This is a genomic window from Marinicauda pacifica (genome assembly GCF_004793635.1).
GTDB classification, from domain to species: Bacteria; Pseudomonadota; Alphaproteobacteria; order Caulobacterales; family Maricaulaceae; genus Marinicauda; species Marinicauda pacifica.
In genome coordinates, this window is sequence record NZ_SRXV01000001.1 from 455,032 (window position 1) to 467,915 (window position 12,884).

The window sequence follows — 12,884 nt, forward strand, 5'->3', positions numbered from 1 at the left end:
CGGGGGGCTACCGGCTTCCCAGATAGAGTTCCTGGGGCTGGATGATACGTTCGATCTCGACCCTGATCTGTTTCATGAAAGATAATGCGGGAACCGGGCGTGCACCGGTTTCCAGCGCATGAAGGTATTTGGCCGCCCCCTTCAGGGAACCGCAGATGGCCAGGCAGATGCCGAGCCGCTCCAGCTTGTCGGCAAATGCGACAAGCAGCTCGCGGCCCTGGGGCGCTTCGGGCTCGACCACAGCCGCGACGACCGGACGAGGAAAAACCGATGTGACAAGTTCGGCAAGCTGGTCGGCTTCGATGCCGGTCAGGTCCAGGCGGGCGCCTCGCAGGTCGAACAGGACCTGCGTGAGAGAGGTGTCCCGATCCAGCCAGGCTGCGCAGACCTCGAAGGCGTCCTCAAGCTCGGCCCAGCCCAGCCGGCCGGACTGGGTGGCGACGAGTCGGGGGCCGCGGTGCTGGATTTCGATGGTCATGGCTCGCTCCTGAGCGAATGGGAAGCTCTTCGTCTTTTACCCTGCGCTCCGACCCTGAATCATTGCTTAGCCGAGTGAACGTGCCGGGCGGCTCGTGCTTGCCTTGAGCGTGCGGCGCGCGCTACCTGCTCACAGACCGACACGCGCAGGAGACCGCCATGATCGAACGTTCCGGAGCACAGCATCTTGTCGACGCGCTGGTGGCGCAGGGCACGGACCTGGCGTTCGGCGTGCCCGGCGAGAGCTATCTGGCCGTGCTCGATGCGCTGGTCGATGCCGGAGACCGGATCCGCTTCATCACCTGCCGCCACGAGGCCGGGGCCGCGAACATGGCCGAGGCCTACGGCAAGATGACCGGCCGGCCGGGCATCTGCATGGTCACGCGCGGACCGGGCGCGACCCATGCGGCCATCGGTGTGCACACCGCGATGCAGGACTCCACGCCGATGATCCTGCTGATCGGCCAGGTGGCGCGAAACATGCGCGAGCGCGAGGCGTTTCAGGAGATCGAGTATCGCCGCTTCTTTGCCGATCAGTGCAAATGGGTGGCCGAGATCGACGATCCGGCCCGTGTGCCAGAATTCATGGCGCGCGCCTACGCCACTGCCATGAACGGGCGTCCCGGACCCGTCGTGCTGGCCTTGCCCGAAGACATGCTCGTGGAAACGGCCGAGGCCGCGCCGGTGCCGCGCGTCGAGCCGGCCCGCGCCGCGCCTTCGAAGGATGCGATCGCGGAGATCAAGGCGCGCCTCGAAGTGGCGGAACGTCCCTTCCTGCTGCTCGGCGGCGGCGGCTGGGACGCGGCGGCGGTGAACGATGCGCGCCTGTTTGCGGAGCGCAACGGCCTGCCCGTGGGCTGCACGTTTCGGGCGAAAGATTATTACGACAATACACGGCCCAATTATGCCGGCGATGTCGGCATCGCCCCGAATCCCAAACTCGCCGCGCGTGTGCGCGACAGCGACCTCGTGATTGCGCTCGGGCCTCGGCTGGGTGAGATGACCACGTCCGGCTATACGCTGTTCGAAGCGCCGGTACCGCGCCAGAGCCTTATCCATATTCACCCCGGGGCCGAGGAACTGGGACGGGTGTTCCAGCCCGCACTCGCCGTCAACGCCTCGATCGGCGAGGCGGCGCGCATGCTGAAATCCATTCGGGTCGAAAACCCCGCCTGGGCCGGTCAGGCCGAAGCGGCGCACGCCGAGTTCGAGGCGTTTTCCACACCGGTAGAGGTCGAGCGCGGGGTCAATCTGTCCAAGGTGTTCGCCGAGCTGTCGGGACTGGTGAAGAAGGACGCCATTGTCACCAACGGGGCGGGCAATTACGCGGCCTGGCTGCATCGCTTCTTCAAGCACCGCAGCTACCGGACCCAGTTGGCGCCGACATCCGGCGCGATGGGTTATGGCGTGCCGGCAGGGGTGGCCGCGAAGATCATGGCGCCCGAACGCGAGGTGATCTCGGTTAATGGCGATGGCTGCTTCTTGATGTGCGGGCAGGAGCTGGCGACAGCGATGCATTATGGTGCGAACGTGATCTTCATCGTGGTCGACAATGGCGCCTACGGCACGATCCGCATGCATCAGGAACGCGAATACCCGAACCGGGTTTCGGGCACGGACCTGACCAATCCGGACTTCAAGAAATTCGCCGAGAGTTTCGGTCTGTACGCCACAATGATCGAGCATGAAGACGAGTTCGGCGCCGCGTTCAAACGTGCGCGCCGGGCCAAGCGGCCGGCCATGATCGTGATCCGCGGCGATATCGAGACCATTGCCCCGGGCCGTACGCTGAGCCAGGTGCGCGGTACGGCCTGAGCGCAGGGCGAGGCGCTAGCTGAGGAAAGTGCGCACGCGCTCGATGACGCGGGCATCACGCAGCACGCCGCGATGGCCGAGGCCTTCATAGAGCTCCAGTTCGGCGCCGGGCCAGACGCGGGCGATCTCGCTCGACGAGGCGGCCCGCGCAATCTGGTCGCCCGTGCCGTGAACGAAGAGCGCCCTGGCTGTCATCGAGGGAGCGTCGCGCGCCACATCGAAATGCTCGATCGGCTCGCCGAAGCGGCGTTCCAGCCCCTCCAGCATCAAGCGTACGGCACGATGGCTGAGACCGGCCGAGCGGCCGTGAAAGCGGACGTTTTCCGGCAGCGAGCGCGGTGCACCAAGGGAGACGAACCGGTCCGGAGAGAGCCCATGGCGGCTCATCGCGATGACGGCAGACGGCGTGCCCATGGAGTGAGCGACGAGTGCGAAGGGCTGGCCGTACGTGTCCGCGGCGGCTGCCAGGCCGGCGCCGAATTCCGGCATCATGGCCTTGCGTCCCTCGCTCTGCCCGTGAGCTGGACCATCGATCAGTACGACCTTGAAGCCGGATTGCAGCAGGGCGTCCGCGTGGGTGGCAAGATCGGCGCTGTCCGCTTCCCAGCCGTGCTGGAAGAAGACGGCAGGCCCGTCGCCGCCGACGTAGGCGCGCTGCCGGCCGACCGGCCCCTGGAAGGTCTCTGCCCGAAGCGTGTCGAGGATTTCGCGTCCCCGCTCGGTCTGGCTGCGCACGCGCGGCGTCACGAACTGGGAGACGGCGCGGCGCTGAAACGTCTGCGGAGTGATGAAAGCGGCCGCGTTGGCCAGCATGACGGTCGAACGGGAGGTGGCGGTCACGTGCGGGTCTCTCACTGATGGGAGGTCATCTTCGCAAGTGCAGCGAAGGAAGGAAAGCGCCGGGTCCCGTATGATGCGCTGCCAAAAGATTATGGCGGTGCCGTATTCAACTGCCCGACGTGACCGCGGCGCTGGTGGCAGCCGTCGTGGATGCGGTGATGGCGGCGATCATCGCGGCTTGCGCGGCCAGCACGGCCGAAAGCGCATTGACACTGCCGAGCGGCAGGTCCGCTCCGCCTGTCGTATGAACCAGATAGGCCAGGCGCGCCTTCGCGTGTCCGGCGCTTGTCATGTGCCGGGGCAGAGCCTGCATGATGTCCTTGATCGCGGCGAGATCCTCGCGGGTCATCCCCTGGACGGCCCACTCCATGGTCAGACTGCGGTCGGAGCGGTGTTTCAGGTAGGCGCTGGTGCGCCGCGCGGTCTCCAGCGTGTCGAAGCAGGCGAGCACCTCGTGCGGATCGCGGTCGAGCAGGGCACTCAGACGGGCGCCTTCGCGCTTGTGGCTTCTGGCGTGTTTGTTGCCGGCGAATACGGCGATTGCGGCGTCCCGTGCGCGCTTCACGCTCTCGGGTGCATCGTCGCGCGCGGCATGACCGGCGGCGAAGGTGTCGGTGACCGCATCGTTGCGACGCCACCAGGGCGGGTTGAGGGCGCGTTTCAGCTCGAAAAAGCGGCGCATCGTGTAGCTGGAGAGCTCGCCCGAGATCGACAATACCAGCGCGGCGCGGGCCCCGCCGGCATGAAGGCGCGGTCCGGCCTCGCGTTTTGCCTGTTCGCGCAGCTGGCCTCGCGCGTCGAGAAAGCGCTCCGCCGGGATATCGTTCGCAGCCAGGATCGCTGCATACACCCAGCGCAGATTGCCCGATGGGGCGGAGGAGGAAAACCAGCCCCCGCCGCTCAGACCGGATGTCAGCGCCTCATAGCGAGAACGCGTCGCCTCATTGCATTGCGTTGCGGTTCTCGACGAGGGCAGCAGCGCCGCAGCAGCAAACCGCGTGCCGGTGGAATCCGGGCGCGGGCGCCCGGCGCGAAGCGCCTCTTCGATCAGGAAGAAGCGGGTCAGCGTTTCGGTCATGGTCACTCCCCCGACCGCAATAAAAGGGCGGACCCGAAGAGGCCCGCCCTTTCATGTCTAACACATGGTTCCAGCGCGCCTAGCGGCTGCCGCCGGACCCTGTTTCAGCATCGTCCCGGGTACCGGCCCCGCCCGAGCGGCCCTCGGCGTAGCCGTCAAGGTCGACGCCGGTGTGGAAGCCGATGAAGGCCCATTCGTCCGCCTTCTGTTCGATCAGCTTGGAGACCGGTGTGCCGGCGCCATGGCCGGCACGCGTCTCGATACGGATCAGTGCCGGCTCATCCCCGGTATCGGCCTCCTGCAATGCGGCCGTGTACTTGAAGGAGTGACCGGGCACGACGCGGTCGTCAGTGTCGGCGGTGGTCACCATGATGGCCGGATACTCGGCGCCGTCCTCTATGTTCTGATAGGGCGAATAGGTGCTGAGATAGTCGAACATCTCCGGGTCTTGCGGGCTGCCGTAATCGTCGACCCAGAACCGGCCGGCGGTGAACTGGTTGAAACGCAGCATGTCCATCACGCCCACACCCGGCAAAGCCGCGGCGAACAGATTGGGACGCTGGTTCGTCACGGCACCGACAAGCAGACCGCCATTGGACCGGCCCGAAATGGCGAGGTTGGCCGGGCTGGTCCAGCCCAGATCGATGAGTTCCTCGCCGGCATTGGCAAAGTCGTCGAAGACGTTCTGCTTGTTGAACAGGCGGCCGGCATCGTGCCAGTCGCGGCCGTATTCGGCACCGCCGCGCAGGTTCGCGACCGCATAGACGCCGCCCATTTCCATCCATTGCAGGTTGGAGGTGGAGAAGGTGGGCGTCAGCGAGATGGCGAAGCCGCCATACCCGTAGAGCAGGGTCGGCTGCTCGCCGTTAGGCTCGACATCACGATGATGCACGATGAACATCGGGATCTGCGCACCGCCCGTGCTTTCGTAGAAGACCTGCTCAACGACGAAATCGTCCGGATTGAAGGTCAGGTCCGGCTCGCGGAACACCTCGCTCTCGCCGGTTTCCACATTGTAGCGATAGATCGTGGTCGGCCGGTTGAAGCTCGTGAAGGAGTAGAAGGTTTCCGGATCGTCCGCTTCGCCGCCGAATCCGCCGGTGGCTCCGATTCCGGGAAGTTCGACCTCGCGAACCAGCTCGCCTTGCGTCGTGTAGACGCCGACGGCCGATTTCACGTCTTCCAGGCGCTCGAGGATCAGGTGGCCGCCCACCAGCGAAACGCCTTCGATGGGAGCCTCGCTTTCGGCGATGACGTCGGTGAGTTCGTCGGGGTTCTCCAGATCGACACTCACGACACGGCCGTTGGGAGCATCCAGGTCGGTGAAGAAGAGGAAACGCGAGCCTTCATTGCCGATGTAATAGTGGTTGTTGGCGAAGCCCTCGAAAATCTCGACCGGCTCGGCATCGGGCGTATCGAGATCGAGCACCGAAATGCCCGACCCATCGGTTCCGCGCCAGGAATTGATGACCAGGTACTCGCCGTCATCGGTCTCGCCGACGCCCCAGCCGATTTCAGGGTTTTCCGCATCGGAAACGACTTCGCGGTCCTGGCTCTGCGGCGTCCCGATTTCGTGGAAATAGGCTGCCTGGTTCACGTTGAGGGATGTGAATTGTTCGCCTTCTTCCGGCTCGGGGTAGCGCGAGTAGTAAAAGCCCGATCCGTCCTTGGCCCAGCTGACACCGGAGAACTTGACCCATTCGATCCGGTCTCCGACCGGTTCGCCGCTCTCGATGTCGAGCACTTCGATCGTGCGCCAGTCAGATCCGCCGTCCTGGATGGAATAGGCGAGATAGCGCCCGTCCGGGCTCGGCCAGGCGCCGGCCAGCGCCACCGTTCCGTCTTCGGACCAGGTGTTGGGGTCGATCAGGACGCGCGGCTCGCCCTCCAGATTGTCCTGGACGTAGAAGACCGACTGGTCCTGAAGCCCGTCATTGCGGCTGAAGAAATACTTGCCGCCTTCCTTGTCGGGCAGGGAGAAGCGCTCATAGTCGTAAAGCTCTTCCATCCGGTCGGCGATCGCCTCGCGGCCGGGGATTTCTTCCAGATACGCGAAGGTCAGCGCGTTCTGGGCCTCGACCCAGTCGGCGACTTCCGAGTTTTCGCGCACATCGTCCTCGAGCCAGCGATAGGGGTCGGCGACCTCTACCTCGCCGCGTTCGGCGGACTGATAGGTGTCGGTGTGATCGACCCGGCGGGTCTCGGGGTAATCCAGGGCCACATCAATCTCGCGTTCGCTTTGAGCGGTATCGCTGGCGTCTGCCGCCGTGTTTTCGGCAGTTTCGTTCGTCCCGGTGTCAGCCGGCTGGCTGCAGGCGGTCAGAGCCAGAGCCGATGCGGCGCTCATCAAAATCAGTCTCATGGATGGTTTCCCCTAGAGTTTTTAGCGTTGGCCAGAAGGTAGGGAGCGCAACCGCCCCTGTCGATACGTGGCGCGGTCCACTACATAATTTCGCGATGGATGATGCTCGCCTTTCTTCGATGCTGCCACAGCGGTTTTCCGACTGGTTCGCCTCGCGCGGCTGGGCGCCGCGTGCGCACCAGCTGGAGATGATCGAGGCGGCCGGGCGCGGTGAGGACGCCTTGCTGATCGCGCCGACCGGGGGCGGCAAGACGCTGGGCGGTTTCCTGCCGAGCCTTGTCGATCTGGCCGGGCGCGTGGAGGGGCAGGGCCGCGACCGGCCCTACCGGCTGCATACTTTGTATATTTCGCCGCTCAAGGCGCTGTCCCAGGATGTGGCGCGCAATCTGATGACGCCCGTGGAGGAGATGGGGCTGGCCCTGCGCATCGAGACGCGCACTGGCGACACGCCGCAATCGAAACGCGCGCGACAGCGTCAGCGGCCACCCGACATTCTACTGACAACACCCGAGCAAGTGGCACTGTTTGCCGCACAGGAAAACGGGGAGGCCTTCTTTGCCGACCTGCAGGCCGTCATTATCGACGAAGTTCATGCATTGGCGCCGGGAAAGCGGGGCGACCTGCTGGCGCTCGGCCTGGCGGCCATTGCGAATTATGCGCCTGCCGCGCGCCGCGTCGGTCTGTCGGCGACGGTCAAGGACGTGGACGGTCACGCGCGCTGGCTTGCCCGGCAGAGTGAGGCAGAGCCGCGGTTTGCTACCGTGATTACCGGTAGTGCGGGGGCATCTCCGCAGGTCGACATCCTGACGCCGGATGACCGGATCCCCTGGGCGGGCCATTCGGGCAAGCATGCGCTGTCGGCCGTTTACGCCCAGCTCAAGGACGCGCGCCTGTCGCTGATCTTTGTCAACACACGCTCCCAGGCCGAGATGATCTTTCAGGGCCTGTGGTCGATCAATGACGACAACCTGCCCATCGCGCTTCACCACGGCAGTCTGAGCGTCGAGCAGCGCCGGAAGGTGGAAGGCGCGATGGCGGCTGGCGCGCTCAAGGCGGTGGTGTGCACCTCCACCCTCGATCTCGGAATTGACTGGGGCGATGTGGACCTGGTGCTGCAGATGGGCGCGCCCAAGGGCTCAGCGCGCCTCATCCAGCGGCTTGGCCGGGCCAATCACCGTCTGGACGAAGCATCGCGCGCCGTTCTGGTGCCGACCAACCGGTTCGAGCATCTTGAATGCATGGCGGCTCGCGAAGCGGTCGCGGAGAAGACGCTCGACGGCGAGCCGTTGCGCGCCGGCGCACTCGATGTGTTGGCCCAGCACGTGATGGGGCGAGCCTGCGGCGACCCCTTCCTGCCCGACGCGCTTTATCGCGAGGTGACGTCGGCGGCGCCATACGCCCATCTGCATCGCGAGACGTTCGACCGGGTCGTGGAGTTCGTTGCGAGCGGGGGCTATGCGCTGGCGAGCTATGACCGGTTCCGCCGCATCGTGGTCTCGCGATCCGATGGCCGGTACCGGGCGCGCAACCGCGACGTGGCTCAACGCCATCGAATGAATATCGGGGCGATCGTGGAAAGCCCGATGCTCAATGTCAGGCTGGTCGCGCCCGGCTCCTCGGCGTCGAACCACGCCCGGGGCGGCCGGCAACTCGGCCAGGTGGAGGAGTGGTTCGCCGATCAGCTGAGTCCCGGCGACACCTTCCTGTTCGCCGGTCAGATCCTGCGCTTCGAAGGTGTCACCGTCAGCGAATGCCTGGTCAGCCGGTCTGCCGCCGATACGCCCAAAGTGCCCAGCTGGAATGGCGGCAAGTTCCCCTTGTCGACCTATCTGGCCTCGCGGGTGCGCGATCTGGTGCACGATCCAGAGCGCTGGGGTGCACTGCCGGTTCCGATCCGCCAATGGCTCGGCCTGCAGAAGCTGAAGTCCCGATTGCCTGCGCCCGACCGGCTGCTGGTGGAGACCTTTCCGCGCGGCAACCGCTATTACCTGGTCTGCTACCCGTTCGAGGGCCGGCTGGCCCACCAGACGCTCGGCATGTTGTTGACGCGGCGGCTGGAGCGGGCAGGGCTGAAGCCCCTGGGCTTCGTGGCCAACGAGTATGCGCTCTCGGTCTGGGCATTGGAGGATATGTCCGGTGTCGATATGGGCGCGCTGTTCGACGAGGACATGCTGGGCGACGATCTCGATGCCTGGCTTGCCGAGAGCGCGTTGATGAAACGAACCTTCCGCACCTGCGCGGTGATTGCGGGCCTGATCGAGCGCCGGTTTCCGGGGCAGGAGAAGACGGGCCGGCAGGTCACGTTCTCAGCCGACCTGATCTATAACGTGCTGCGCGAGCACGAGCCCGATCACATTCTGCTTCAGGCCGCCTGGGAGGATGCCGGGTCGGGCCTGCTGGACATTCGCCGGCTGTCGGACGCGTTGCGACGCGTGGCGGGGCGGATCGATCACGTTGCGCTGGAGCGCATCTCCCCTCTTGCCGTGCCGGTGATGCTGGAGATCGGGCGCGAGCCGGTTGCGGGGGCAGCTCAGGACGCGGTCCTTGAAGAGGCAGGCGCAGATATCATCGCCGAGGCGATGGCTGTGGACAATCCCGCTTTCGGGCGCTGAATCAGGACGTTGCGAGGCGAGGCAATATTGACGTTGACGTGAACGTCAACTTGCCCCACCGTGCCGGCCATGATCCAGCCTGCCGGACCCGATGCACTCTTCTCGATCCGCGACCTGGCGGAGACGTTCGACGTCACGCCCAGGACGTTGCGCTTCTATGAGCAGAAGGGTTTGCTGACGCCCAAGCGGCGTGGCTCGACCCGGCTCTATACCGCCGCAGACCGGGCCCGGCTTGTCCTGATCCTGCGCGGCAAGCGGGTCGGGTTCTCGCTCGATGAAATCAAGGAGATGCTCGACCTCGAAGCGCTGGATTCGCGCGGGACGGCCCATCTTGAAAATTCGTTGAACCGGTTCCGGGAGCGTATCGGCATTCTCAAGCGCCAGCGCGACGATCTGGAAGAGGCGCTGGCCGAACTTCGCGCCGGGTGCAGCTGGATAGAAGATCGCCTGGCCAATCGTGAACCGCCTGAAGACATCAAACGCCGCGCGCGTGCTTTCGAACTGCTCGCCGCGGCCCGCCTGACCCCTTGGACGGGAAGTTCACCCGAATAGATTCGAGCGTATCGCTCACCCACGCACACACCCAACGTCCGGAGTTTTGAGACCCATGCCCAGCTATCGCGCGCCCCTTCGCGACCATCGCTTCGTCCTCAACGAGCTGCTGAACGTCCAGCAGTACAACAATATCGAGGGCTTCTCCGAAGCGACGCCCGACATCATCGACGCCGTGCTCGAAGAGGGCGGCAAGTTCTGCGAAAACGTGCTCTACCCGCTCAACAAGGTGGGCGACCGCCAGGGATGCAAACTGAAGAGCGACGGCGAAGTCGAAGTCCCGGAAGGCTTTGCCGACGCCTATACGCAGTTCACCGAGGGCGGCTGGACGGCGATTTCCGGCGACCCCAAATATGGCGGCCAGGGCCTGCCGGAATATGTCGGCCTGGCCATGGGGGAGATGATCACGTCCTCCAACATGGCATTCGGCATGTATCCGGGTCTGACTGGCGGCGCGGCGCGCGCGCTGCATGCCGGCGGCACGGATGAGCAGAAAGAACTCTACCTGCCGAAGATGATCACGGGCGAGTGGTCGGGCACGATGAACCTGACCGAGCCCCATTGCGGCACCGATCTGGGCATGCTGCGCACCAAGGCCGTGCCCAATGGCGACGGCAGCTACGCGATCACCGGCCAGAAAATCTGGATCTCGGCCGGCGAACACCCGATGAGCAAGAATATCGTTCACCTGGTGCTGGCCCGCATCGAGGGCGCGCCCGAAGGTGTGAAGGGAATCTCCCTCTTCGTGGTCCCCAAATTCCTGCCGGACGAAAACGGAGAGCCGGGCGAGCGCAACGACCTCCAGTGCGGCGGCCTGGAAGAGAAGATGGGCATTCACGGCAATGCCACCTGCGTCATGAATTACGATGGCGCGAAGGGCTGGCTCGTCGGCGAGGAACACAAGGGCCTCAAGATCATGTTCATCATGATGAACGAGGCGCGCCTGGGCGTCGGCCTGCAAGGGATGGCACTGGCCGAGACCGCGTACCAATACTCGGTCGATTTCGCCCGGGACCGCCTTCAAGGCCGCTCCCTGACCGGACCGAAAAATCCCGACGGGCCGGCCGATCCGATCATCGTGCACCCTGATGTGCGCCGCATGCTGCTCGATCAGAAAGCCTTCGTGGAAGGCGCCCGCGCGCTCACGCTGTGGACTGCGCTGCAAGGCGATCTGGAACAGAAGCACCCCGAGGAGGAGGTCCGCGAAAAGGCCGGCGACTACATGGCGCTGCTGACCCCCATCATCAAATCCTACCTGACAGAGAAGGGGTATGAGTCCGTCTCCCAGGGCCTGCAGGTGCATGGCGGTTCGGGCTTTACCGCCGAATGGGGCATTGAGCAGACGCTGCGCGATGCGCGCATCACCCTGATCTATGAGGGCACGAACGGGATTCAGGCGCTCGACCTGGTCGGCCGCAAGCTGGCCATGAAGGGCATGCGCCCGATCAACACCTTCTTTGCCGAGCTGGATGCCTTCGTGGCCGAAAACCAAGGCAGCGGCGATCTCGAGCCCTTCGTAAAGGGGCTCGCGGAAACCAAGGCCAAGCTTCAAAAAGCCACCAGCTGGCTGGTCGAGAAAGGACTTGAGAATTTCGACAATGCCGGTGCGGCATCGAGCGAGTATCTCAACCTGTTCGGCCTGACCTGCTTTGCCTACATGTGGGCGAAGATGGCCAAGGTCTCGTTGGCAAAGCTGGAAGAGGGCTCAAGCGACCCGATCTATGAGTCCAAGATGAAGACCGGCCGCTACTTCCTTGCGCGCTGGCTGCCGCAGGCCGACATGCATCTCGCGCGCATCGAAGCGGGCGCGGAGCCGCTCATGGCGCTCGAAGCCGAGGCCTTCTAGCACCTGATCCCTGTCTCGCCTGCGGCTCTGGCCGCGGGCGAGGCTGCTTTCAGAAGTCGGTCCGCCAGCAAAGCCCAAGACGGGCAAGGGCAGGTCAGGCCGCTCAATCGACAGTAGGAGACACACGATGAACGCCCAGGTTCTGCAGACCGCGAAACCCGACTGGCTCGACCAGGAAGACGTGAACATGTACGACCACGCCGTGCGTGGCTTCCTGACCAAGGAATGCCTGCCCCACGGAGATCGCTGGGAGAAGGAAGGCCAGGTCGACCGGGAAATCTGGAACAAGGGCGGCGAGGCCGGTCTGCTGTGCCCGGCGGCGCCGGAGGAATACGGCGGCGCGGGCGGCGACTGGCGCCATGACTACGTGTTCCACATGGCCGTCTCCGAACTGGGTATCGACGGCTGGGGCGCAAGCCTGCATAATTCCATCGTCGGCCCCTATGTGTGGCATTACGGCTCGGAAGAGCAGAAGCAGCGCATCATTCCGAAGATGATCTCCGGCGAGTATGTCGGCGCGATCGCGATGACCGAGCCGGGCGCAGGCTCCGACCTGCAGGGTGTGAAGACCACGGCCGTCAAGGACGGCAACGGGTACCGCATCAACGGGTCGAAGACCTTCATCACCAATGGCGGCACGGCCAATCTGATCGTGGTCGTAGCCAAGACCGACCCGAAAGCCGGTGCGAAGGGCACCTCGCTCTTCCTGGTGGAGACCGACAATGCCGAAGGCTTCCGCCGCGGGCGCAATCTCGACAAGGTCGGCTTGAAGGCGCAGGATACCGCAGAGCTCTTTTTCGAAGACATGTGGGTGCCCGCCGACGCGCTTCTGGGCGATGAGGAGGGCCGCGGCTTCATCCAGCTTATGGAGCAGCTCCCCCAGGAACGCCTGCAGATCGCCGTCCAGGGTGTCGGCATGATGAAGCGCGCGCTCAACGAGACGATCGCCTACGTCAAGGAGCGCCAGGCGTTCGGCAAGCCTGTGATGGCTTTCCAGAACACGCAGTTCAAGCTGGCCGAGCTCAAGACAAAGGCGACCATCGCCGAGGTCTTCTGCCAGTACTGCTCCGATCTGCTGATCAAGGGTCAGCTCGATGCCTCGACCGCATCCATGGCGAAATACTGGGTCACCGATATCCAGTGCGAGCTGGTGGACGAATGCGTGCAGCTGCACGGCGGCTACGGCTTCATGAACGAATACCCGATCGCGCGCATGTGGCGCGACGCCCGGGTGCAACGCATTTACGGCGGCACGAACGAGATCATGAAACTGCTGATTTCGCGCACGCTTTAAGACACTCG

At 64.6% G+C, this 12,884-nt stretch carries 9 protein-coding genes; 5 read left to right on the forward strand and 4 right to left on the reverse strand.

The window, feature by feature from the left end; genetic code table 11:
- Positions 1 to 7: 7 nt before the first annotated feature.
- The gene (locus tag E5162_RS02320; protein WP_135943331.1) at positions 8 to 478 is read right to left on the reverse strand and encodes a hypothetical protein; all 471 of its coding nucleotides are present in this window, start codon (positions 476 to 478) and stop codon (positions 8 to 10) included.
- Between the two features lie 158 nt (positions 479 to 636).
- Here E5162_RS02320 and E5162_RS02325 point away from each other — a divergent pair, with 158 nt between their 5' ends.
- Complete coding sequence (locus E5162_RS02325; protein WP_135943332.1) at positions 637 to 2,292, forward strand: thiamine pyrophosphate-binding protein; 1,656 nt, start codon at positions 637 to 639, stop codon at positions 2,290 to 2,292.
- Between the two features lie 15 nt (positions 2,293 to 2,307).
- On the opposite strand, the gene E5162_RS02330 is transcribed toward E5162_RS02325, so the two are convergent.
- From E5162_RS02330 to E5162_RS02340, 3 genes are all read right to left on the reverse strand, one after another.
- The gene (locus E5162_RS02330) at positions 2,308 to 3,132 is read right to left on the reverse strand and encodes an alpha/beta fold hydrolase (RefSeq protein ID WP_135943333.1); all 825 of its coding nucleotides are present in this window, start codon (positions 3,130 to 3,132) and stop codon (positions 2,308 to 2,310) included.
- A gap of 106 nt (positions 3,133 to 3,238) precedes the next feature.
- Positions 3,239 to 4,210 (reverse strand): hypothetical protein, encoded by a 972-nt coding sequence (locus tag E5162_RS02335; protein ID WP_135943334.1) that lies wholly within the window; start codon positions 4,208 to 4,210, stop codon positions 3,239 to 3,241.
- A 79-nt stretch (positions 4,211 to 4,289) separates the two neighbouring features.
- Positions 4,290 to 6,572, reverse strand: a complete 2,283-nt coding sequence (locus tag E5162_RS02340) for a prolyl oligopeptidase family serine peptidase (protein ID WP_135943335.1) — start codon at positions 6,570 to 6,572, stop codon at positions 4,290 to 4,292.
- Positions 6,573 to 6,667: 95 nt separating this feature from the next.
- On the opposite strand from E5162_RS02340, the gene E5162_RS02345 reads away from it, so the two are divergent.
- The 4 genes from E5162_RS02345 (at position 6,668) to E5162_RS02360 (ending at position 12,876) form a co-directional block, all read left to right on the forward strand.
- Positions 6,668 to 9,184: a ligase-associated DNA damage response DEXH box helicase gene (locus E5162_RS02345; RefSeq protein WP_135943336.1), complete on the forward strand. Its 2,517-nt coding sequence runs from the start codon at positions 6,668 to 6,670 to the stop codon at positions 9,182 to 9,184.
- A 69-nt stretch (positions 9,185 to 9,253) separates the two neighbouring features.
- A complete protein-coding gene (locus E5162_RS02350; protein WP_135943337.1) occupies positions 9,254 to 9,736 on the forward strand; it encodes a MerR family transcriptional regulator in 483 nt (160 codons plus the stop codon).
- A gap of 55 nt (positions 9,737 to 9,791) precedes the next feature.
- Positions 9,792 to 11,582, forward strand: coding sequence for an acyl-CoA dehydrogenase C-terminal domain-containing protein (locus E5162_RS02355; protein WP_135943338.1), 1,791 nt, complete (start codon positions 9,792 to 9,794; stop codon positions 11,580 to 11,582).
- A 127-nt stretch (positions 11,583 to 11,709) separates the two neighbouring features.
- On the forward strand, positions 11,710 to 12,876 hold the full coding sequence (locus E5162_RS02360) for an acyl-CoA dehydrogenase family protein (protein WP_135943339.1): 1,167 nt from the start codon (positions 11,710 to 11,712) through the stop codon (positions 12,874 to 12,876).
- The last annotated feature ends 8 nt before the right edge of the window (positions 12,877 to 12,884 follow it).